Origin of the sequence: Orrella sp. 11846 (assembly GCF_048820935.1) — a bacterium.
In the GTDB taxonomy this organism is placed as follows: Bacteria; Pseudomonadota; Gammaproteobacteria; order Burkholderiales; family Burkholderiaceae_B; genus Algicoccus.
Genome location: NZ_JBMERD010000015.1, coordinates 1 through 22,016, shown reverse-complemented (window position 1 = coordinate 22,016; position 22,016 = coordinate 1). Strand labels below are relative to the sequence as shown.

The following is a 22,016-nucleotide window of genomic DNA, read 5'->3' as shown; positions in this document are numbered from 1 at the left end:
ACGCTAATGACATCACCGATCTTTAAACAATTACAGATTGGCGTTGGCTTCGACAAACGCTCGCACTGCGCTCGCATCACAAGACATTTCAACCACATTCTGAGGACGTATTTCGAGATCTTCTAGACCCACAGGCATGGGTGGCGTACGCCCAATCGCCTCTTCAATGGTTTCTGCAAACTTAGCGGGTAAAGCCGTCTCAAGCACCAACATCGGAATCCCGGGCTGCGCAAAGGCTTGAGCAACTTTCACACCATCGGCAGTGTGCGGATCGATGAGAACACCATACTCATCGAACACCCGTCGAATCGTGGCCACGCGATCCCCATGGGAACTACTGCCCGCCACAAAACCATATTGCGACTCAAAAGCTGGCAGATATTCAGACAAGTCAAACGAACCATCTTTGCTCAAGGCTTGCCACAAACTAGCCACACGTTCAGGATCCTGACCGACCAAGTCATAAACAAAACGCTCAAAATTTGAGGCCTTCGAAATGTCCATGGAAGGGCTCGATGTGACATGGGTATCGATGGGCAAACGAGGACGATAAATACCTGTCTGGAAAAACTCTTCCAACACATTGTTTTCGTTGGTGGCTAAAACCAAACGCGCCACGGGCAAGCCCATCTGACGCGCATAATGACCTGCCAGAATATTGCCAAAGTTACCCGATGGCACCGCAAACGACACTTTCTGATCGTTTGTTTCTGTGGTACGCAACCAGCCCCAGAAGTAGTACACAATCTGAGCCGCAATGCGCGCCCAGTTAATGGAGTTCACGGCCCCAATGCGGTACTTCTGTTTGAAGTCCAGATCGCTCGCCAGAGATTTGACGATTTCTTGTGCCTGATCAAAATCACCTTCAACGGCAATATTGTGAATATTGTCGTCTTGCAGGCTATACATCTGTGCACGCTGAAAAGCACTCATACGGCCTTTGGGTGAGAGCATAAAGACACTCACCTGTTTATGCTGTCGCATGGCGTATTCGGCAGCTGAACCTGTATCGCCGGAGGTTGCACCCAGAATATTCAAGGTTGTTTGACGCTGCGTCAGTACATGACCAAACGCTTCACCCAAAAACTGCATGGCCATATCTTTAAAAGCCAATGTCGGGCCTTCCGACACACCCAACAAATACGCCTCATCACCCAATGGACGCACCGACACAATCGATTCACTACGAAACTTATCGGCTGCGTATGCACGATCAATCATGGCAGACAAAGTCTGACGATCAATATCCGTGACAAACAGACTCAGAATCTCGAGCGCCAATTGGGGATAGGTTAGCTCGCGCCAAGCTGTTAATGTTTGCGCATCGATCTTGGGCAACGTTTGCGGGACAGCCAAACCACCATCCGGTGCCAAACCTTCTAACAGGACGTCACTAAAATGCTGAGGGGCCATCTGCCCCCGTGTCGATATGTATTGCATCAGAATGTTTCCACTCGCAAACGCGTGATTTCAGATTGCATAAAGGGCAGTTTTTCAATCGCTGCAATGGCTTGATTCACCGAACGCTCAAAGGCTTCATGTGTCAAGAACACCAGCTGAGCTGAGCCTTCCTCATCACACGGTTGCTGAATCATCGAACCGATCGACACACCTGCAGTGGAAAGCTCACGTGCAATCTCAGCCAGCACTCCTGGCTCATCTTTAACCGTCATACGCAGATAGCAGGCACACCACACATCATCCATCGGCAAAATCGGCGTATCTGCAATCGCTTGCGGTTGAAAGGCTAGATGCGGTACGCGCTGTTCGGGATCAGCCGTATGCAATCGAGTGACATCTACGAGATCGGCGACGACTGCAGAAGCCGTTGGTTCTTCACCGGCGCCTTGACCATAGTAAAGCGTCTGACCCACAGCATCACCGTTGACTAAGACTGCATTCATCGCGTTCTCAACATTGGCCAGCATGGACTCCGCTGGTACGAGCGTCGGATGGACACGCAGCTCAATGCCCTGCTCACGACGGCGGGTAATCCCCAAGAGCTTAATGCGATAGCCCAGAGATTGTGCCATTTCAATATCCTCATCGCTGAGGCGGCTAATCCCTTCCACATACGCTTTATCAAACTGCACAGGAATCCCAAAAGCCATGGCGGCCAACAACGTCAGCTTGTGGGCGGCATCAATGCCCTCCACATCCGCTGTCGGATCCGCTTCGGCATAACCCAGAGCCTGCGCTTGCTCAAGCGCTTGCGCAAAACTCAACTGGTTCGTACGCATCTCGGTCAAAATGTAGTTTGTGGTGCCGTTAATAATGCCTGCCACCCACTCGATATGGTTCGCAGTCAAACCTTCCCGAATCGCTTTGATGATGGGAATACCACCGGCCACCGCGGCTTCAAATGCAACCATCACACCTTTTTTTGAAGCGGCTTCAAAAATCTCAGTGCCATGCAATGCCAACAATGCTTTGTTGGCCGTCACCACGTGCTTACCGTGCGCAATGGCTTCAAGCACCAAGGCGCGGGCAGGTTCAATTCCACCGATCAGTTCGACCACGATGTCAATTTCCGGATTACGAACAACCTCAAAGGCATCCGTAGTGACTGGAATATTTGCACCCACACGTTGTTTGGCTTCTTCGACATTGCGTGTCGCAATTTGAACCACATCAATGGCACGGCCTGCACGGCGTGTAATTTCCTGTGCATTACGACGCAAAACCTTCCAGGTGCCACCACCGACGACACCCAGACCCAATAAACCAACTCGGATAGCTTCCATTAAAGCAACCCATCCTTACGAAACATATCTTTAATCCCACGAACTGCCTGACGAATCCTTTGCTCGTTTTCAATCAAGGCAAATCGCACGTATTCATCGCCCTCATCCCCAAAACCGACCCCAGGTGAGACGGCGACTTTGGCATGATCCAGCAAATGCTTAGAAAACTCCAGAGACCCCATATGCTGATAGGCGTCTGGAATTCGTGCCCAGATGTACATCGAAGCTTTAGGAATCTCAACATCCCAGCCGGCTTCTTGCAAACCTTTGGCTAACACATCACGACGGTTTTGATAACGCGCCGTAATTTCATGCACCACATCTTGGGGACCCTCCAGTGCTGCAATCGCAGCCACTTGCAATGGGGTAAACGTTCCATAATCGTGGTAACTCTTAATCCGTGCCAAGGCACTGACCAGCTCCGAATTACCCACCATATAGCCAATGCGCCAGCCTGCCATGTTGTAGCTCTTACTCATGGTAAAGAACTCAACGGCCACATCGCGTGCCCCCGGCACTTGCAAAATCGAAGGTGCCTGATACCCATCAAAACAGATGTCTGCATAAGCCAAGTCATGCACGACCAGAATATCGTGTTCTTTGGCAAGTGCGACCACTCGCTCAAAAAATGACAGATCTACACATTGGGCAGTCGGATTGCTTGGGAAACCCAGAATCATCATCTTAGGTTTCGGAATCGATTCGCGTACTGCGCGTTCAAGTTCCTCAAAGAAATCCACTCCGGGTGAAATCCGCACAGAACGTATGTTCGCTCCCGCAATCACCGCACCATAGATATGAATGGGGTAGCTTGGATTGGGCACCAGAACTGTATCGCCCGTATCCAATGTGGCCAGCATCAGATGCGCCAGACCCTCTTTAGAACCAATGGTCACAATGGCTTCAGTTTCTGGATCCAGCGTCACGTCATAACGACGCTGATACCAATCCGCAATCGCTTTTCTGAGACGCGGAATGCCGCGTGAAACGGAATATCCGTGCGTTGTGGGTCGAGTTGCCGCCTCAACCAGCTTATCCACAATATGCTGCGGAGTGGGCGCATCGGGATTCCCCATGGACATATCAATAATGTCCTCGCCACGTCGTCTTGCGGCCATTTTATGCTCGGCCGTGATATTAAATACATACGGAGGCAACCGTTCAATCCGTGGGAACTTCTTCACTGTCGATCCTTTTGTGGAAAGCGAGTTAGGTGACAAAACCAGAATGGTACACCGCCAAAGCGGTGCACAACGAGAAACGGCGAATCCATGCTGCAGAGCAATATCGAGTCGCCGCAAGTGGTATCAGATTGTAGTGCTTTAGAAGCCTGTGCGCGATCAGTCACCCTTCTAACCTCGCACAAATCTCATCATACCGAAAGATTTTGCGTATTTTTTCATCAACACCAGCAGGAAACCACAGATTTACATACAGATCTGGATGGGTGCGCTATCATCAATGTGCACACAAAACGGGAGATTTCTGCTTGAAACTGCACACGACTGACACCGAATCACTCAATACCGTCACTGCATATGGTGATGACTTCATCGAGATTAACGAGGTGCGCTACCCTCATGCCGTCATTTTTGAGCCTGAAGGTGAGATTCGCACTTGGGATGCCATTAGTACGGCTGACATTACACCTGATGCGCTAAAAACGATTTGCGGACTCGACAAAAAATCTGCAGACCCAATGGCATTTCTAGACGATGACGGCCCGACGGTCAGTGCCGATCAACCAGAAGTCTTACTGATTGGGACCGGTGCAAAGCAAATCTTGCTCGCCCATAGCCTCTTGGCCATATTACAAAAACGCGGCATTGGTGTAGAAGCCATGTCCACCCCAGCCGCTGCGCGCACATACAACGTCCTAATGGCTGAAGGCCGACGTGTCATCGCCGCCCTCTTACCAACTAAGGAAACCACATCATGAGTGAATTAACGATTGGACAAACCGCTCCAGATTTTGAAGGTGAAAGCACACAAGGTTCGGTCCGTCTCAGTGAGTTACGTGGTCAAAAAGTTGTTCTATATTTTTATCCTCGTGACAATACGCCTGGCTGCACGACCGAGGCATCCGACTTTCGGGATCAAGCTCAAGCATTTACCGAGACCGATTGTGTCATTCTGGGTGTTTCACGCGACACGATGACATCACACCAGAAGTTTCATCAAAAACTCGATCTGCCTTTTGCGCTCATTGCAGATCCTGAGGAAACCATCTGTAACCTTTACGGTGTTATGAAAGAAAAAATGATGTACGGGCGGCAAGTGCGTACCATTGAACGCAGTACATTTTTACTAGATCGTGAGGGTCAGCTCGTTCAAATCTGGCGCAAAGTCAAAGTGCCTGGCCATGTCGCTGAGGTTATTGAACAAGCAAAAACCATCGCTTGATGCGTTTTATTTTGAGATCCTTTCAGCCAGCAGGCTGTTTTAGACGCCACGCCTATCCAAAGCTCCGCTATTGATGAGTCACTGATTATGCCTTTACCAAAAATGCCCTCAAAGCCTGCCACCTTGCTGGATATTGATGCGCTGCCCAAGCTCGCTAAAACAGCGAAGAAACCCAGTCAAAAAACGGCTGCTAAAAAAGCGATCAAAACTGCTGATATGAGCACCGAGACCGTCGTTGCTTCAAAACCAGCAATCAAGACAGCCGCTAAAAAGGCTGTCAAAACAGCGACCAAAACTGCCACAAAAACCACTACAAAAGCTGCCAGCAAAACCACCTCAAAGACATCAGCTAAAAAAACCAAAAAGGTTGTTGACACACAGACAACAGGTCCGGATTCCATCACCTCAACCCCTATCACGCCAGCAAACACACCCGCTGTGATCGCCACTAAACCACGCGTCGTACATCCAACTGAACGTCGCGAAGGTCAGCCAGCTTTGTTCGTGTTGGACACCAATGTCCTTTTGCATGATCCATCCAGCCTGTTTCGTTTCGAAGAACATGACATTTACCTGCCCATGACCACGCTCGAAGAGCTTGATCAGCAGAAAAAAGGCATGTCTGAAGTCGCTCGCAACGCCCGTCAAGTCAGTCGCTGGCTCAATGACCTGGTGAGCGAAGTCAATCAACCCGATGATTTTGAGCGAGGTGTTCCTCTGGACACGCTTGGACACGGTAATGCCAGCGGTCGGATGTTTTTTCAAACAAAAGGGTTAAGTCAAACGCTTCCCGCAGATTTTCCGATGGCTAAAGCCGACAATCAGATTCTGGCGGTTGTACAGGCGCTCACACAAGCCGATCCACAGCGCGCTGTCGTGTTGGTATCCAAAGACATCAACATGCGTTTAAAAGCCAAAACACTGTGCTTAAACGCGGAGGATTACTACAACGATCATGTCTTGGAAGACACGGATCTTCTCTACACCGGTGTGCAAGCCTTTGAAGAGGATTTCTGGAGCCAGCAAATTAGTGACGTCGAATCATGGCAACAAGACGGCATGACCTTTTATCGGATCCATGGTCCATTGTGCGCACAACTCCATGTCAATCAGTTCCTGCACATCAAAACGGCTGTTCCACTGTTTGTGCAAGTTCGTGAAATCGCTGGTCAAACTGCCGTTCTGGCCACTTTACGTGACTATTCACACGCAAAGAATCATGTTTGGGGCATTATGGCCAGAAACCAGGAGCAGAACTTTGCGCTCAACTTGCTTATGGATCCCGATTGCGATTTTGTGACACTACTAGGCCAGGCTGGAACAGGTAAAACACTGCTTGCTTTAGCAGCAGGTTTAACGCAAGTTCTGGAAACTCAACGTTACAGTGAAATTATCATGACCCGGGTCACCGTACCTGTCGCTGAAGACATCGGGTTTTTACCCGGCACTGAAGAAGAAAAGATGCAACCCTGGATGGGTGCGTTGGAAGACAACCTAGAAGTCTTAAACGCCCGACCTGACAATCAGGAGCCCACTTGGGGTCAGAATGCTGCCATGGAAGTGATCCAGTCCAAAATTAAAGTGAAGTCATTAAACTTCATGCGAGGGCGCACCTTCCTGAAAAAATTCCTTATTCTCGATGAAGCCCAAAACCTGACACCCAAGCAAATGAAAACACTGATCACTCGGGCAGGTCCGGGCACCAAAGTCGTTTGTCTAGGCAACATTGCTCAAATTGATACCCCTTATTTGACCGAAAGCAGTTCTGGCCTCACTTATGTCGTGGATCGATTCAAAGACTGGCCTCACGCCGGGCACGTCACCTTGCAACGTGGCGAGCGCTCGCGCTTGGCAGACTATGCGGCAGATATTCTTTAATCATGACTGAGCACTCTTCTGAAACCCTCACACCCATTGGCTTTACCATGGGTGATCCGGCTGGCATCGGACCAGAGATCATTGTGAGGCTACTGGCCAAACCACAGCCTTGGCCTTGTGTCGTTTATGGGGATCCCGATTGGCTACAAAAAACAGCCAAATGGCTGCAGCTAGATTGTGAGATCCGAACCATAGACTCACCTCGCGAACTGACACAGCTTTCTGAGACATCAAGTCATCAGTCGAAACCCGCAGTCATCCCTGTTCTCAAAACGAGTCAAGTTTCAGATGAAGTGACACTTGGGCAAATCAGTGCGCAAGCTGGTGCTTGTGCACACGCTTGTATCGAACAAGCTGTCAAAGATGCGTTGTCTGGTGATATTCGAGCGATCGTCACCGCCCCCTTACACAAGCACGCCATGGCCTTAGCTGGCGTTCCATTTCCTGGGCATACTGAAATGTTGGCCGCCTACAGCGGTCATGTACCGGTAGCTATGATGCTAGCCAATCCAAGTTTACGTGTGGTGTTGGTCACGATCCATGAATCTATCCGACGTGTCCCTGATCTAATCACCTTTGACAAAGAGTTACAAACCATAGAGTTTGCGCATCAGGCTGGACAACAACTGGGGTTTAAATCTCCACGAGTTGCCGTGGCAGGCCTCAATCCACATGCGGGTGAAGACGGTCAGTTTGGTCGAGAAGAAATCGAAATCATCATGCCCGCCATTCAAAAGGCACAGACGTTGGGCATCAATGTGAGTGGTCCTTACCCAGGTGACACCATTTTTGCACGTGCTCGACAAGGTGAATTTGATGTCGTGGTCGCGCAGTATCACGACCAGGGACTCATTCCTGTGAAGTATCTGGGACTCGATGAAGGCGTCAATGTCACTTTAGGATTGCCATTTGTGCGAACTAGCGTTGATCATGGCACCGCGTTTGACATTGCAGCTCAAGGCATTGCCAGCGAAGCGTCACTCTACCACGCCCTCGTCATGGCTGATCAGCTTTCTCAGCATCGCTTAAACGGATAACAAAGCAGTCAATTTTTAGTAACCAACTGCAGAGAAGTTCAAGAAGCGCGTGCTCTCGCCCTGGAAGGTCAAACGCACAGTTCCAATTGGTCCGTTACGTTGTTTACCAATAATGATTTCTGCCGTGCCTTTATCCGGAGAGTCCGGGTTATAGACCTCGTCTCGATAAATAAACAAAATCACGTCAGCATCTTGCTCAATTGCACCCGACTCACGCAAGTCACTCATGATAGGACGCTTGTTCGGACGTTGTTCTAGACTGCGGTTCAACTGCGACAAGGCAACCACTGGACAATCTAACTCTTTGGCCAAACTTTTCAGTGAACGGCTAATCTCAGAAATTTCAGTGGCTCTGTTCTCACTGCGTTTTCCGGTGGTGGACATCAACTGAATATAGTCAATCACAATCAAACCGAGGCGCCCACATTGACGTGACAAACGACGTGCGCGTGCACGCAACTCAACCACGTTTAAGCCTGGGGTTTCATCAATATAAAGCTGCGCACTTTCCATGCGCTCAACCGCATGCGTAAGCTTGGGCCAGTCATCGGCTCTGAGCTTACCGGTTCGCATCCGGTGTTGATCCAGCAAGCCCACTGAACCAATCATGCGCATGGCCAATTGGACCGCACCCATTTCCATTGAAAACACCGCGACTGGCAAGCCTTGCTCAATCGCCACTTGCTCCGCAATGTTCATTGAAAACGATGTTTTACCCATCGATGGTCGACCCGCCACAATGACCAAATCACCAGGTTGCAAGCCAGACGTCATGCGATCTAGATCGATAAAGCCAGTCGGGATACCCGTGATGTCGGAATCGCCCTCACGGTGATACAGCTCATCAATTCGCTCTACAACCTGTGCCAATAAGGGCTGAATTTCCTGAAACCCTTGCTCGCCCCGAGAACCTTCCTCAGCGATTTTAAAGACGCGCGCCTCAATTTCATCTAAGAGTTGGTTCGCTTCTTTTCCTTGCGGATTCAGTGCCATATCGGCAATTTCATCAGCCACAGACACTAGCTTACGCAACATCGCCCGTTCACGCACGATTTCTGCATAACGTCGGATATTGGCAGCCGATGGTGTGTTGTGCGCCAGTGAGTTGAGGTAAGCCAATCCACCTGAGAGGTCAGACTTACCTGCACTCTCTAGTGATTCATGCACCGTAATCACGTCCGCTGGGCGTGTAAGGTTAATCAGTTGGAAGATATGGTGCCAAATGAGTCGATGATCTTGGCGATAGAAATCCTCTTCGCTTAGGACATCAGAAATGCGTTCAAATGCGGCATTATCCAGCAACAAGCCCCCTAGAACAGACTGTTCTGCCTCAATGGAATGCGGCGGGACCCGAAGGTATTCGAGATCGGCTTCTTGCACAGGTAAATTCATAAGGCGCCCTAAGAACACAAATATAGAATCCTTAAAAGAATAACATCCATCGACAGGATACGATTCGCTTGAGAAAGGATTCCATCTTTCAGAAAGATTTATTTAAACGCGAGACTTTTTAGTACGCTTAAACTAAAACAGCACGCAAAGCGTGCTGTTTGACAGACGTTACATCGAGTGAAAGCTCCGATTTATACCAGATCGCCTTCCACTTTGATGCTGACCTGAACCACTACATCAGGGTGCAGAGACAATTCTGCGGTGTAATCGCCGATCGCTTTGATGGCACCTTCCACAACACGGACTTGGCTCTTGGTAATGCCCTCAAAACCAGCGGCTGCCAGCTTCGATGCAATATCCATGTGAGTGACTGAACCAAACAAACGACCGTCCACACCCGCTTTTTCGGACATGGTAATCACCAAGTCTTCCAGACGTGCTGCCAGCGCTTGTGCTGCGGCCAAACGTTCGGCCTGAGCGCGTTCGATTTCTGCACGGCGAGCTTCAAACTCTTTAAGTGCTTCTGGTGTTGCGCGGCGGGCTTTTTGCTGGGGGATCAGGTAGTTGCGTGCGTAACCGCTGCGAACTTTAACCACATCGCCCAGATCACCCAGATTCACCACTTTTTCAAGAAGAATAATTTGCATATCGAATCTCCCGATTACTTGTGGTTATCAGTAAACGGCAACAATGCCAGAAAACGTGCGCGTTTGATCGCTGTATCCAGCTGACGCTGAAAGTGTGCTTTCGTACCGGTCAAACGGGCAGGAATGATCTTGCCATTTTCCTGAATAAAATCGCGCAGTGTATCGACATCTTTGTAATCGATTTCTTTAACACCAGCGGCTGTGAAACGGCAGAATTTACGACGCTTAAAAAGCGGATTCTGCTGAGTAAATCTTCTTCTGTCCCTGCGTTTTGCAAATGCCATGTTGGACACCTTTAACTGTTCGTATTTGAATTGGATTGGACTGTTCGGATCATTGCTGCATGTAAACGAAACTTTTGGGCGCCTTTTCGAACTGGGGCAATAAATCCCTCAACTTCTAACTGCGTACCGAGTTTCATCGTTTGAAACATCGTCGCTAGATCACCCATTGCAATGACCGAAATGTCACATTGAATCTGTCTGGGATGATTGGCTTCAACAACTGTCCCCGTATGTGCCAACTTAAAACTTAAAACCGGTACACCAGCAGGTGTATTTCTCAACGGTTCCAGTTCTACGAGCTCACCGGAAATGATCAGATTATTCAAGCGCCATCAGCCTCAACAGTTCTATTAGTCGTTGCTCTCGTTCGAAGCGGTTTCGGCCGGCGCTTTACGGGCTTCTTCACGCTCAACAGATTTCATCATGACAGATGCACCTTCAGGCGCTTCTGTTGTTTTGATGACGAGATGGCGCAGCACAGCGTCGTTAAACCGGAATGCATGCTCCAGTTCTTCCATGGCGGGCTGATCGCTTTCGATGTTCATGCACACGTAATGTGCTTTCACCAATTTCTGAATGGGATAGGCCAACTGGCGACGACCCCAGTCTTCCAGACGGTGGATTTTACCGTTCTGACCTGTAATGATCGCTTGGTAGCGTTCAATCATCGCAGGCACCTGTTCGCTTTGGTCTGGGTGCACGATGAATACAACTTCATAATGACGCATGTTGATATAACTCCTGTGGTTACCTGTCACACAATAATTGCGACAGCGGTAGCCCGTTCAGCAAACCATCATTTCAGACAAATCACTGAATCGAGCAAGATGACTAACTCCCCGTAAAAACAGTGAAGTTAGCCTGCCATTATCCCACAGTTTTCAGTCAATCACAATTAGATTTGATTGCGAGCGATGATCTCGGCGGCTGTCAACGATTGATATGCAGCTTCTGGAGCTTCGTAGGCGCGTCTTAATTCTGTTTTTAGAAGCTTAAACAACTGTTGCTCAGTAGACACTGAGCCTTGCCGACTCAAGTCACATATTGGTTTGCTGACGACCAGTTTGCCGACATTGTTCACAATACCGCTTTCGCCTAAGCGAATATCCACAAAATCACCAAACTTGTCGTTCATTCGAACTTCCTAAATAATTCAAGCTGCTGTCTGCGTCGACATCAACTCTGCAAATCGCTCTGTAATCGAAGCTTCAATACCCTTGGCATCTAAGCCGACTTCGGCCAGCAGTTTCGCTTGCTCACCGTGATCGATGTATGTATCAGGCAACCCCAACTGCAAGACAGGCATCACAACCTGTGCTTGCGACAAGGCCTCTGTCACCGCACTACCTGCCCCACCCATGACACACCCCTCTTCCAGCGTCACAAGTGCCTGGTGGCTTTGCGCCACTTCCAGTAAGGTTTGCACATCCAAAGGTTTCACAAAGCGCATATCGACAACAGTCAGATTCAGTTTTTCTGCAGCCGTCAATGCACTGGGCAATAAAGTCCCAAAAACAAGTAATGCGATCTTAGAACCTTCATGGCGAACCACTGCTTTTCCAACCGGAACCGTCTCAAGATTCGCCGTAATCGGCACACCAGCTCCGGCACCACGCGGATAACGCACTGACGCAGGGCCCTCATACTGATAACAGGTGCTCAACAACAAACGAGCTTCGTTCTCATCAGATGGTGTGGCAATCACCATATTCGGAATGCAACGCAAGAAAGCAATGTCGTAATTACCCGCATGAGTTGCCCCATCCGCGCCCACCAAACCAGCTCGATCCAGTGCGAACGTCACATCCAGATTTTGCAATGCCACATCATGGATCAATTGGTCATAAGCACGCTGTAAAAAGGTGGAATAAATCGCCACCACCGGCTTCATACCTTCACAAGCGATTCCAGCCGCAAAGGTCACGGCATGCTGCTCTGCAATCCCCACATCAAAATAGCGATCAGGGAATTGCTTCTCAAAACCAACAAGACCGCTGCCTTCACGCATCGCAGGGGTGATCCCCATCAGACGCGGATCCTGCTCAGCCATGTCACAAAGCCATTGTCCGAACACCTGAGTGAAGGTGGGTTTAGAAGGCTTAGTCGACTTCTGAATGCCAACCGCCGGATCAAATTGTCCTGGCCCGTGATACAGGACGGGATCGGCTTCTGCCAGCTTATACCCCTGTCCTTTTGTGGTGACGACATGTAAAAACTGAGGTCCTTTGAGCGCCCCCAAGTTTTGTAGTGTGGGGATTAAGGCATCTAGGTCATGCCCATCGATTGGACCCACATAATTAAAGCCCAGCTCTTCAAACAAAGTTGCGGGCGCAATCAAACCTTTAGCATGGCCTTCAACACGTCGAGCCAGCTCCAGCACAGGCGGAATGTGTTGCAACACCGCCCGCCCCATACGCTTAGCTGTTGAGTAAAACTGTCCCGATAACAAACGAGCCAAATAACGGTTCAAGGCACCAACAGGTGGACTGATCGACATGTCATTGTCATTCAGAATCACCAGCAAATTCACATCTGGCGTCACCCCTGCATTGTTCATGGCTTCATACACCATGCCGGCCGTCATCGCACCATCACCAATCACAGCCACATGCTGACGATCGATGCCTGCCTGGCGTGAAGCCACCGCCATTCCAAGCGCCGCTGAAATCGAGGTCGAAGAGTGCGCCGTCCCAAACGTATCAAATTCGGATTCACTGCGCTTCGGAAACCCTGAAATTCCACCCGCTTGACGCAAGCCTGACATCTTGTCACGGCGACCTGTCAGAATTTTGTGCGGATAGGATTGATGACCCACATCCCAAATGATGCGGTCATGGGGTGTGTTCAACACATAGTGCAAAGCCAGTGTGAGTTCCACAGTCCCCAAATTCGATGACAAATGTCCACCCGTGCGCGCAACAGATTCCACCAGAAACTTTCGTATTTCTCTAGCGAGTTTCGGTAACTGTTCACGCTTTAGTTCACGCAAATCCTCCGGTGAATTGATTTTTTCCAGAAGACCGTCATTCATAGCTTGACTCATTTTTAATAATTGCGCTGCACAACAATGGCTGAAAGTGTTCGTAAATTGCGGGCGGCATCGCCCAAAGGCAGAATTGCTGCCAGGGCCTGCTCATGGAGTTCAACGGCATACGCGCGTGCGCGCTCGACACCTAGGAGACTAACATAAGTTGTCTTACCCATTTCCATATCCTTGCCAGCCGTCTTACCCAAAGTCGCAGAATCGCCTACGACATCAAGGACATCATCCATCACTTGATAGGCCAGACCCAACGCCTGCGAATATTCTTTTAAAGCCTGACGTTTGACAGAGCTCGCGCCACACACAATGGCGCCTAACATCACACTGGCATTTAAAAGTGCACCTGTTTTTAAGCGATGCATCCAGGCCAATGTGGCCTCATCCAGATCGGTGCTATCACTGGCCAAATCAATTGCCTGCCCACCGGCCATGCCTTGCACACCAGTGGCTTGTGACAAAGTTTGCACTGCTTGCACAATCAATGCGGGCGAAATAGGCATCTGCGCTAACCATTCATACGCCAGCGGCTGCATGGCATCACCCGCAAGCAAGGCGACAGCTTCACCGAATTGAATATGCGTCGCTGGTTTACCACGGCGCATATCGTCGTCATCCATACACGGCAAATCATCGTGTATCAAAGAATAGGCGTGAATGAGTTCAACAGCTGCAGCACAGCGATCCAAAGCTTGATTCATGGCCGAATCAAACACCGGCGCACAGGCTTGTGCAGAAGCATACACCAAGGCAGCGCGAATTCGTTTACCCGCGCCTAAGGAAGCCCAACGAATCGCCGACTGTAAATCCGAGAGCAAACCCTCAGGCTGTAGCAACAGGTCATCTAAGACCGTATCAATATGTTCAGCGCGCTCCTCGAGCCAGCGATTTGAATCTGTCGTTTGCATGCGTTTATTCATTCCTTGCTGCACACCATCTCACATGGGCTAACCAATTTGTGCCAGCAACACACTTTTCTGACACCATTCTTTCCGAATCCGAAGCATTCAATCGAGAATATCAGACAGGTTATTGTCCGTTTATCACGAAAGCAGAGGTGTGATTGTAGGGAAGAATCACTATTCCTGCCTGAACAAACCATCCTTTGTCATTAATTGCAACAAATTATTCGACTTCGATGTGAAGAAACATCAGCGTTTGCAAGGACTTGTCTGCGCAGAACTGGAGTGAGGCTGAGGTATAATTCAGGCTCTTCGGATATCCGATCAATCTTCGCGTCAGCGCAAAGTGGCTGACCTGTTTTTTGTTGGCGAGGAGTGTATTGAAAAACGCAAATATGATTCACGGCACATATCCCAATTCAAACAATCTGTCACCCGACGTGACACAACCAACTGCCACCAGTTATTTTGATTTTGAAATCCTGGCTCTCGAAAAAAAGCGGATATTCGAACAATCGAGTCTATATGTCGGTCACGAAAAACTAGTTCCAAATTCAGGTGATTGGCGAGCACTGGCACAAGATAGCAATGCCCGAATTCTTGTACGCGGACAAGATCAAGTGCAATTGCTCTCAAATGTCTGTCGCCACAGGCAAGCCTTGATGCTGGGTGGACAAGCCGGTGACGTCAGTGGTGTCACTCATTTATCAGGCAACCTGACCAGCACTGGCGGCAACATCGTGTGCCCACTGCATCGCTGGACCTATAACCCAGATGGTCAGCTGATCGGCGCACCTCATTTTGAGACAAAACCCTGTGCAAGCTTGCGTCAATGGCCTCTCCACAACCTTCATGGTTTGTTGTTTGAAGGCCCACGCGATCCACAACAAGACATTGGCAAGCTTTTCTCACGCCCAGAGTTCAATTTTGAAGACTATGTCTTGGATCATGTCGAGGTTCACCAATGCAATTACAACTGGAAAACCTTCATTGAAGTCTATTTAGAAGACTATCATGTGGAACCTTTTCACCCTGGTTTGGGTCAATTTGTGACGTGTAGTGATTTGCAATGGGATTTCAGTGACATGTACAGTGTCCAGCGAGTTGGCGTCCATCAGGGTCTAGCAAACCCCGGCAGTCCGGCTTACAAGACTTGGCATGAAAAACTACTGGAATATCGTCAGGATCAAGCGCCTGATTTCGGTGCCGTGTGGGTAACCTACTATCCGACGCATATGATCGAAATCTATCCACATGTCTTGGTGCTTTCGACGCTTTATCCCAAATCACCGCAAGAAACCATTAACATCGTTGAGTTTTATTACCCAGAAGACATTGCCGCATTTGACAGAGAATTTGTGGAAGCCCAGCGAGCTGCTTATATGGAAACAGCGATTGAGGATGATGAGATCGCCGAACGCATGGATGCAGGACGTCGCGCATTAATGCAGCGAGGTGATGCCGAATACGGACCTTATCAGTCACCAATGGAGGATGGTATGGTGCATTTCCATCGTTGGTACGAGCGCATGATGGCCAACAAACTCGCCTGAATAATGTGTCCAATTAAATACTGATCTGCCAGATCAACCCAGACGACTTATCACCCAATTTAAACTTATAGAGTCTGCTTATTTATGAAACGTATCGCTCTCTTTTTGATTACAAACATCGCTGTGCTTGCGGTTCTCAGTATCGTTCTGAGCATCACGGGCGCCGATCAGTTTCTCACCCACGAAGGCTTAGACATTCCGACCCTTCTAGTCTTTTCAGCCATTATTGGCTTTGGGGGTGCAATCATTTCCCTACTGATGAGTAAACCGATGGCTAAGATGAGCACCGGTGCCAAAGTCATCAACCCACAAGCTCCAGCCAATGCCCGTGAGCGATGGCTTGTCCAAACCGTTCAGCAATTGGCCGAACGGGCTCACATCGGCATGCCAGAAGTCGCCATTTACGAAGGTGCACCCAATGCCTTCGCAACAGGTGCTTTCAAGAACAGTGCGCTGGTGGCAGTGTCAACCGGTTTGCTGCAAAGCATGACGGAAGAAGAAGTGGCTGCTGTTTTAGGGCATGAAGTCGCACACGTCGCCAATGGTGACATGGTGACCCTCACTTTGATTCAAGGTGTGGTGAACACGTTTGTGGTGTTTTTGGCACGTATCGTGGGTTACATCGTGGACAAAGCCATCCTCAAAAACGACCGTGACAGCTTAGGACCTGGTTACTACGTGTCCGTGATTGTCTGCCAAATTGTTTTTGGCATTCTGGCCAGCGTGATCGTGGCGTGGTTTTCTCGTCAACGTGAATTTCGCGCTGACGAAGGCTCTGCTCGACTCATGCAGTCTCGTGAACCTATGATTAAGGCACTTGCACGCTTGGGCGGTCTGACACCCGGTGAATTGCCTCAGAGCTTTGAGGCTTCCGGCATTAGTGGAAAACGTGGTTTGGGTGCATTTTTTGCGACTCACCCACCCATCGAAGAGCGAATTGAAGCACTTCAAAAACTGTAAATCACATAGATTTTTTTAGATCGATTGATACTTGATTCATCCGACGCAAATAACACGTCGGATGAATCAACCGAAACTTCGCAAGCCCTTAGTGAGCCTGCTCCCAATTATCACCGGATCCAACTTCTGCTAACAGCGGCACAGACAGCTCAGCCACTTGGCACATTAGTTTGGGTAAGGTTTCACACACTTCAGCCAATTCGGCTTCTGGTACATCCAGCACCAGTTCATCATGGACCTGCATGATGACGCAACTCGCAAGGTCTTCTCGAGTTTCTAACCACTGATCAACAGCGACCATAGCCTTTTTAATGAGGTCGGCAGCCGTGCCTTGCATGGGTGCATTAATCGCTGCCCGTTGTGCCGCTGCACGTCTAGCACCTTTCACTTTAATGTCTGGCAACCAAATTCGACGACCAAAAACCGTTTCAACATAGCCTTTCTCATCCGCTTTCTCCTTGATGGACTCCATATATTCCAACACACCTGGATAGCGACTGAAATAGCGATCAATATAGGCTTTTGCGGCATCACGACCAATATCTAGTGCATTGGCTAAACCATGCACGCCCATGCCATAGATCAACCCAAAATTAATCGTTTTGGCGGCACGGCGCTGGTCAGGACTCACATCTTCCAACGCAACCCCAAAAATTTCACTGGCCGTGGCTCTGTGAATATCTTCACCACGCATAAAAGCATTGAGCAAACCTGGGTCTGACGACACATGGGCCATCACCCGCAGTTCAATCTGAGAATAGTCCGCTGAGACAATGCGGCCACCCGGATGCTCCGACACAAAAGCTCGACGTACACGTCGACCTTGTTCAGTGCGAATCGGGATATTTTGTAAGTTCGGATCAGAAGATGACAAACGCCCTGTCACCACCGAGGCCTGTGCGTAATGCGTGTGCACACGACCTGTTTGGGAATTGACCATTTTAGGAAGCTTGTCCGTATAGGTGGATTTCAGCTTCGCTAAACCTCGGTATTCCAATAGAGCTTTGGGTAATGGGTAATCCAGCGCCAATTGTGACAACACATCTTCACTGGTCGATGGGGCACCGCCCGGTGTTTTACTGATAATTGGCAAACCCATTTTTTCAAATAGAATTTCACCCAACTGTTTGGGTGAGTTCAAGTTAAACGGTTGCCCGGCCAGCTCATAGGCTTGCGTTTCGAGTGCCTGCAAGGTGTCCCCTATCGTCTGACTTTGTGACTTAAGCTCTTTCACATCGATGGAAACACCTTGACGTTCGATACGCCAAAGCACCGTCGAGACCGCCATTTCTAAACGATACGTTTGCTCCAAGCCTTGCTCAGACTCGATTTGTGGGTAAAGCAACTGGTGTAATCTGAGCGTTAAGTCTGCGTCTTCGCAAGCGTAATAACTTGCAACGTCGAGGGCAACTTGCTCAAACCCGATTTGGTTTTTTCCTTTTCCGCACAGATCTTCGTAGTTGACGCCTTTACGCCCTAACCAGCGCAATGACAAATCGTTTAACCCCACTGTCCGATGCGACTCAAGCACATAAGCCTGCAACATCGTATCGTGCTCAACCCCTTTCAGGACAATGCCTTCGTTCGCTAAAACATGCATATCAAATTTGGCATGATGTAAAAGCTTCTTGGCCTTCGGATCAGAGAACCACGGGCCAAATAACGCCAACACATCCTCCTTACTTAACTGCTCAGGCAAATCGGGTCCACAATGCCCAACCGGCACATAGCAAGCATGCCCAGGCTCAACCGACACAGAAAATCCCACGAGACGGGACGTCATTGAATCCAAAGAAGTCGTCTCTGTGTCTAAAGCGACCAGCTCTGCTTTTTGCAAACGCGCCAACCAAGCCTTTGCGGCTTCCATCGTTGTCACTGTTTCATACACGCTCTCTTTTGGTTCTGCCTCAAGCACCTCTTGCGCAACCGCTCGACTATCACCCTGCGGTACTCGGGTTTGATCACCCGTTAACTCCCGCAACCAAGTCCGAAACCCGTATGTTTCATACACAGCCTGTAACGCATCCTGATCGGGTTCACGCAAAGCCAAACTATCCATTTGCGTAAACTCTTCGGGCAATTCACAATCGGTTTTTACGGTTAATAACTCACGCGTCAGTGGGAACTGATCCATCACTTCGCGCAAATTCTGACCGACTACCCCTTTAATTTCATCGGCATGCTCAAGAAGGTTCGCAACACTGCCATACGCTTGCAGCCATTTTGCGGCAGTCTTGGGGCCAACCTTGCTCACACCGGGGACGTTATCAACAGTATCTCCAACCAGCATCAGGTAATCTACAATCTGGTCTGGGCGCACCCCAAATGTTTCCTCCACAGTGGCCTCATCCATCCGCACCCCGGTCATGGTGTTGATCAAAGTGCACTTGGGCGTCACCAACTGAGCCAAATCCTTATCACCAGTCGACACAATGGTTTCGATGTCCATATCCTTGACGCGCTCACATAATGTCGCAATCACATCATCAGCTTCAACGCCTTCCACACCAATCACTGGCCACCCCATCGCTGCAATCGCACGATGGATCGGTTCTATCTGTGCACGCAAGTCTTCAGGCATCGACTCACGATTCGCTTTGTAGTCAGTAAATATCTCGTCACGAAAAGTCTTTCCGGGAAAATCAAACACACATGCGGCATACTGTGGCTGGAACTCTTCCTGTATTTTTCGCATCATATTAATAACGCCGTAGAGCGCGCCAGTGGGATCACCCTGCTGATTTCGCAGATCCGGCATCGCGTGATACGCACGATACAAATAGCTAGAACCATCAACAAGTAACAAGGTTTTATTCATGAGCAACACCTCAAATTCATTGCCTGCATTGAAGCAGGTACCGCAAATTATGTCAGAGATGCTGACAGCCGCGGTCACCCTGGCTGATCTGGGACCTGCTGTCAGCGTATTTGGAAGCGCTCGTTTACCGAGCGATTCGCCTTACTGCAAAATGAGCTACGAGCTCAGCCACAAACTCGCCAAAGCCGGCCTAGCAGTCATCGCCGGTGGCGGACCCGGCATTATGGAAGCCGCAAACCGCGGCGCCTATGACGCTGGAGGAACGAGTATTGGCTTAAATATTAAATTACCCGCCGAACAAACCGATAACGGTTATCAGACCACCGCTTTACAGTTTGAGTATTTCTACGGTCGCAAAGCCACCTTCTTTATGCACAGCTGCGCTTATGTCGCATTGCCAGGCGGCTTTGGAACAGTTGATGAATTATTTGAAGCGCTCACCCTTATACAAACTGGAAAACTCCCAAAAGGCCCGGTCTATCTAGTCGGATCCGAATTCTGGTGCGGGATGGTGGACTGGATCAGGGAACAAATGCTGCCACTGGGCATGATCACACCAGATCACATGGATTTGTTCACAATCGAAGACAACCTAGACACCATTGTCGCGCAGATCGTCAGTTATGCCAAAACACACACAGAAACCTCACACCGTAAGAGCAGTTTGCCTCGGTCTTAATATCAACAAAAGAGGTTCACGGCGTTACACTAGTGCACCAACAAATTAAAAACAAATCACCAACTCAGCAAATCGCTGCGTCATTCAATCTGGATACGTCCATCGATTTCTCTGAGTTGCTTGAAAGAATCAAACACATAGGAGTCAACTATGTCCGACACAGCCTTCCCCGTCACCTTAGACAACCCTGCATTACTTCGAACATTGGGTTATATCGACGGTCAGTGGCAAACGGCACAAGACGATCAACGTTTCAATGTCGACAACCCCGCCAACGGTCAAACCATTGCGCAAGTTGCCAATATGGGTGATATTGAAACCGAACGTGCCATTGCAGCTGCAGAAAAAGCCTTCCCGGCTTGGCGCGCTAAAACCGGCAAAGAAAGAGCCGACATCCTGCGTCGTTGGTTTGATCTCATTGTGGCCAACACAGAAGATCTCGCCAAGTTACTCACCGTTGAACAAGGTAAACCTCTTGCCGAAGCCCGTGGTGAAATCACCTACGGCGCCTCATTTGTCGAATGGTTTGCCGAGCAAGCCAAACGTGTCATGGGTGACACCATCGATGCACCAATGCCCAACTCACGTATTCTGGTCTTGCGTGAACCCGTCGGTGTCTGCGCCGCAATCACACCCTGGAACTTCCCCAATGCCATGATCACTCGTAAAGTGGCTCCCGCATTGGCAGCCGGATGTACCGTGGTTCTCAAGCCTGCTGAGCAAACTCCCTTGTCTGCACTGGCATTAGCAGAACTCGCCCATCAGGCAGGTATTCCAGCTGGTGTGCTCAACATTGTGACCGCTGACAGCGACAACTCAATCAAGGCAGGTAATGTACTGTGCGAAAGCCCTGTCGTGCGTAAGCTGACTTTTACAGGCTCCACAGAAGTGGGTCGCATTCTCATGCGTCAGTGCGCACCCACCATCAAAAAACTATCTCTTGAACTCGGTGGTAACGCCCCATTTATCGTCTTTGAAGATGCGGATCTCGATGCTGCTGTGCAAGGCGCTTTGGCCTCTAAATACCGCAACGCCGGTCAAACATGCGTGTGTACGAACCGTTTCTACGTTCACACCAAGGTCTATGACGCATTTAGCGAAAAGCTAGCTCAAGCCGTTGAGGAGCAATTACACGTCGGTGAAGGCTTTGATCCACAAGCCACCACCGGCCCACTTATTGACGAGCAAGCCATCGCCAAAGTCGAACACCACATCAAAGATGCTGTTAGCAAAGGCGCCAAAGTATTAACAGGTGGTAAACCTGATTCACGTGGTGGCCGTTTTTACGAACCCACTGTTCTGGTCAACGTGTCATCCGACATGGTTTGCATGCGTGAAGAAACGTTCGGTCCAGTGGCACCCATCGTTCGTTTTGAAGATGATGCAGACGTCATCCGTCAGGCAAACGACACCGAGTTTGGATTGGCTGCATACTTCTATAGCCGTGACATTGGCCGTATCTTTAAAACGGCGGAAGCATTGGAGTATGGAATTATCGGTGTAAACGCAGGGATTATTTCCAGCGAAGTGGGTCCATTTGGTGGTGTGAAGCAATCCGGCTTGGGTCGCGAAGGTTCTGTTTACGGAATTGATGACTTCTTGGAAATGAAATACGTCTGCTTAGGCGGTATCTAAACTCCATGTAAAGCCAAGACGCCCCACTTTTTAGCAAAAACGTC

Annotated in this window: 20 protein-coding genes; 8 read left to right on the top strand and 12 right to left on the bottom strand. The window is 49.5% G+C overall.

Going from position 1 to position 22,016, the window contains the following annotated elements; translation table 11 throughout:
- Positions 1-30: 30 nt before the first annotated feature.
- The 3 genes from thrC to alaC are packed head-to-tail and all read right to left on the bottom strand — an operon-like array spanning position 31 to position 3,928.
- On the bottom strand, positions 31-1,440 hold the full coding sequence (gene thrC / locus ACOI06_RS11945; RefSeq protein ID WP_420662816.1) for a threonine synthase: 1,410 nt from the start codon (positions 1,438-1,440) through the stop codon (positions 31-33).
- Positions 1,440-2,744, bottom strand: a complete 1,305-nt coding sequence (locus ACOI06_RS11940; protein ID WP_420662815.1) for a homoserine dehydrogenase — start codon at positions 2,742-2,744, stop codon at positions 1,440-1,442. Before ACOI06_RS11940 ends, thrC begins: the two co-directional genes overlap by 1 nt.
- Positions 2,744-3,928, bottom strand: a complete 1,185-nt coding sequence (alaC, locus tag ACOI06_RS11935) for an alanine transaminase (protein ID WP_420662814.1) — start codon at positions 3,926-3,928, stop codon at positions 2,744-2,746. Before alaC ends, ACOI06_RS11940 begins: the two co-directional genes overlap by 1 nt.
- 305 nt (positions 3,929-4,233) lie before the next feature.
- Between alaC and ACOI06_RS11930 the strand changes: the two genes are divergently transcribed.
- From ACOI06_RS11930 to pdxA, 4 genes are all read left to right on the top strand, one after another.
- Positions 4,234-4,683, top strand: a complete 450-nt coding sequence (locus ACOI06_RS11930; RefSeq protein WP_420662813.1) for an Mth938-like domain-containing protein — start codon at positions 4,234-4,236, stop codon at positions 4,681-4,683.
- On the top strand, positions 4,680-5,147 hold the full coding sequence (locus ACOI06_RS11925; protein WP_420662812.1) for a peroxiredoxin: 468 nt from the start codon (positions 4,680-4,682) through the stop codon (positions 5,145-5,147). The genes ACOI06_RS11930 and ACOI06_RS11925 overlap by 4 nt, the downstream gene beginning before the upstream one ends.
- Positions 5,148-5,234: 87 nt before the next feature.
- Positions 5,235-7,025, top strand: a complete 1,791-nt coding sequence (locus ACOI06_RS11920) for a PhoH family protein (RefSeq protein WP_420662811.1) — start codon at positions 5,235-5,237, stop codon at positions 7,023-7,025.
- 2 nt (positions 7,026-7,027) lie between these two features.
- The gene (gene pdxA / locus ACOI06_RS11915) at positions 7,028-8,062 is read left to right on the top strand and encodes a 4-hydroxythreonine-4-phosphate dehydrogenase PdxA (RefSeq protein WP_420662810.1); all 1,035 of its coding nucleotides are present in this window, start codon (positions 7,028-7,030) and stop codon (positions 8,060-8,062) included.
- Positions 8,063-8,077: 15 nt separating this feature from the next.
- Here pdxA and ACOI06_RS11910 read toward each other — a convergent pair whose 3' ends face one another.
- The 8 genes from ACOI06_RS11910 to ACOI06_RS11875 all read right to left on the bottom strand — a co-directional run bounded on the left by ACOI06_RS11910 (position 8,078) and on the right by ACOI06_RS11875 (position 14,333).
- On the bottom strand, positions 8,078-9,454 hold the full coding sequence (locus ACOI06_RS11910; protein WP_420662809.1) for a replicative DNA helicase: 1,377 nt from the start codon (positions 9,452-9,454) through the stop codon (positions 8,078-8,080).
- Between the two features lie 191 nt (positions 9,455-9,645).
- Positions 9,646-10,101 carry a 50S ribosomal protein L9 gene (gene rplI / locus ACOI06_RS11905; protein ID WP_420662808.1) on the bottom strand — a complete coding sequence of 152 codons (456 nt, stop codon included), beginning with the start codon at positions 10,099-10,101 and terminating at the stop codon, positions 9,646-9,648.
- 14 nt (positions 10,102-10,115) lie between these two features.
- Complete coding sequence (rpsR, locus tag ACOI06_RS11900; protein WP_420662807.1) at positions 10,116-10,385, bottom strand: 30S ribosomal protein S18; 270 nt, start codon at positions 10,383-10,385, stop codon at positions 10,116-10,118.
- An 11-nt stretch (positions 10,386-10,396) separates the two neighbouring features.
- Positions 10,397-10,711: a primosomal replication protein N gene (priB, locus tag ACOI06_RS11895; RefSeq protein WP_420662806.1), complete on the bottom strand. Its 315-nt coding sequence runs from the start codon at positions 10,709-10,711 to the stop codon at positions 10,397-10,399.
- 24 nt (positions 10,712-10,735) lie between these two features.
- Entirely contained in the window at positions 10,736-11,113 is a 378-nt protein-coding gene (rpsF, locus tag ACOI06_RS11890; protein WP_420662805.1) for a 30S ribosomal protein S6, read from the bottom strand.
- A 167-nt stretch (positions 11,114-11,280) separates the two neighbouring features.
- On the bottom strand, positions 11,281-11,520 hold the full coding sequence (locus ACOI06_RS11885; RefSeq protein ID WP_420662804.1) for an addiction module antitoxin: 240 nt from the start codon (positions 11,518-11,520) through the stop codon (positions 11,281-11,283).
- An 18-nt stretch (positions 11,521-11,538) separates the two neighbouring features.
- Positions 11,539-13,416, bottom strand: a complete 1,878-nt coding sequence (dxs, locus tag ACOI06_RS11880) for a 1-deoxy-D-xylulose-5-phosphate synthase (RefSeq protein WP_420662803.1) — start codon at positions 13,414-13,416, stop codon at positions 11,539-11,541.
- A 14-nt stretch (positions 13,417-13,430) separates the two neighbouring features.
- Complete coding sequence (locus tag ACOI06_RS11875; protein ID WP_420662802.1) at positions 13,431-14,333, bottom strand: polyprenyl synthetase family protein; 903 nt, start codon at positions 14,331-14,333, stop codon at positions 13,431-13,433.
- A 389-nt stretch (positions 14,334-14,722) separates the two neighbouring features.
- Here ACOI06_RS11875 and ACOI06_RS11870 point away from each other — a divergent pair, with 389 nt between their 5' ends.
- Positions 14,723-15,880 carry an aromatic ring-hydroxylating oxygenase subunit alpha gene (locus tag ACOI06_RS11870; RefSeq protein ID WP_420662848.1) on the top strand — a complete coding sequence of 386 codons (1,158 nt, stop codon included), beginning with the start codon at positions 14,723-14,725 and terminating at the stop codon, positions 15,878-15,880.
- Between the two features lie 84 nt (positions 15,881-15,964).
- Positions 15,965-16,840 carry a protease HtpX gene (gene htpX / locus ACOI06_RS11865; RefSeq protein WP_420662801.1) on the top strand — a complete coding sequence of 292 codons (876 nt, stop codon included), beginning with the start codon at positions 15,965-15,967 and terminating at the stop codon, positions 16,838-16,840.
- Between the two features lie 88 nt (positions 16,841-16,928).
- Here htpX and polA read toward each other — a convergent pair whose 3' ends face one another.
- Positions 16,929-19,658 carry a DNA polymerase I gene (gene polA, locus ACOI06_RS11860; protein ID WP_420662800.1) on the bottom strand — a complete coding sequence of 910 codons (2,730 nt, stop codon included), beginning with the start codon at positions 19,656-19,658 and terminating at the stop codon, positions 16,929-16,931.
- 49 nt (positions 19,659-19,707) lie between these two features.
- Between polA and ACOI06_RS11855 the strand changes: the two genes are divergently transcribed.
- Entirely contained in the window at positions 19,708-20,337 is a 630-nt protein-coding gene (locus ACOI06_RS11855; protein ID WP_420662847.1) for a TIGR00730 family Rossman fold protein, read from the top strand.
- 150 nt (positions 20,338-20,487) lie between these two features.
- The gene (locus ACOI06_RS11850; protein ID WP_420662799.1) at positions 20,488-21,972 is read left to right on the top strand and encodes an NAD-dependent succinate-semialdehyde dehydrogenase; all 1,485 of its coding nucleotides are present in this window, start codon (positions 20,488-20,490) and stop codon (positions 21,970-21,972) included.
- Positions 21,973-22,016 lie beyond the last annotated feature (44 nt).

Bases quoted from the DNA above. Each gene is read 5' to 3' on its own strand.
- thrC (WP_420662816.1), bottom strand. From the start codon at position 1,440: ATGCAATACATATCGACACGGGGGCAGATGGCCCCTCAGCATTTTAGT.
- ACOI06_RS11940 (WP_420662815.1), bottom strand. From the start codon at position 2,744: ATGGAAGCTATCCGAGTTGGTTTATTGGGTCTGGGTGTCGTCGGTGGT.
- ACOI06_RS11925 (WP_420662812.1), top strand. From the start codon at position 4,680: ATGAGTGAATTAACGATTGGACAAACCGCTCCAGATTTTGAAGGTGAA.
- ACOI06_RS11920 (WP_420662811.1), top strand. From the start codon at position 5,235: ATGCCTTTACCAAAAATGCCCTCAAAGCCTGCCACCTTGCTGGATATT.
- pdxA (WP_420662810.1), top strand. From the start codon at position 7,028: ATGACTGAGCACTCTTCTGAAACCCTCACACCCATTGGCTTTACCATG.
- ACOI06_RS11910 (WP_420662809.1), bottom strand. From the start codon at position 9,454: ATGAATTTACCTGTGCAAGAAGCCGATCTCGAATACCTTCGGGTCCCG.
- rplI (WP_420662808.1), bottom strand. From the start codon at position 10,101: ATGCAAATTATTCTTCTTGAAAAAGTGGTGAATCTGGGTGATCTGGGC.
- rpsR (WP_420662807.1), bottom strand. From the start codon at position 10,385: ATGGCATTTGCAAAACGCAGGGACAGAAGAAGATTTACTCAGCAGAAT.
- rpsF (WP_420662805.1), bottom strand. From the start codon at position 11,113: ATGCGTCATTATGAAGTTGTATTCATCGTGCACCCAGACCAAAGCGAA.
- ACOI06_RS11885 (WP_420662804.1), bottom strand. From the start codon at position 11,520: ATGAACGACAAGTTTGGTGATTTTGTGGATATTCGCTTAGGCGAAAGC.
- dxs (WP_420662803.1), bottom strand. From the start codon at position 13,416: ATGAATGACGGTCTTCTGGAAAAAATCAATTCACCGGAGGATTTGCGT.
- ACOI06_RS11875 (WP_420662802.1), bottom strand. From the start codon at position 14,333: ATGCAAACGACAGATTCAAATCGCTGGCTCGAGGAGCGCGCTGAACAT.
- ACOI06_RS11870 (WP_420662848.1), top strand. From the start codon at position 14,723: ATGATTCACGGCACATATCCCAATTCAAACAATCTGTCACCCGACGTG.
- htpX (WP_420662801.1), top strand. From the start codon at position 15,965: ATGAAACGTATCGCTCTCTTTTTGATTACAAACATCGCTGTGCTTGCG.
- polA (WP_420662800.1), bottom strand. From the start codon at position 19,658: ATGAATAAAACCTTGTTACTTGTTGATGGTTCTAGCTATTTGTATCGT.
- ACOI06_RS11855 (WP_420662847.1), top strand. From the start codon at position 19,708: ATGTCAGAGATGCTGACAGCCGCGGTCACCCTGGCTGATCTGGGACCT.
- ACOI06_RS11850 (WP_420662799.1), top strand. From the start codon at position 20,488: ATGTCCGACACAGCCTTCCCCGTCACCTTAGACAACCCTGCATTACTT.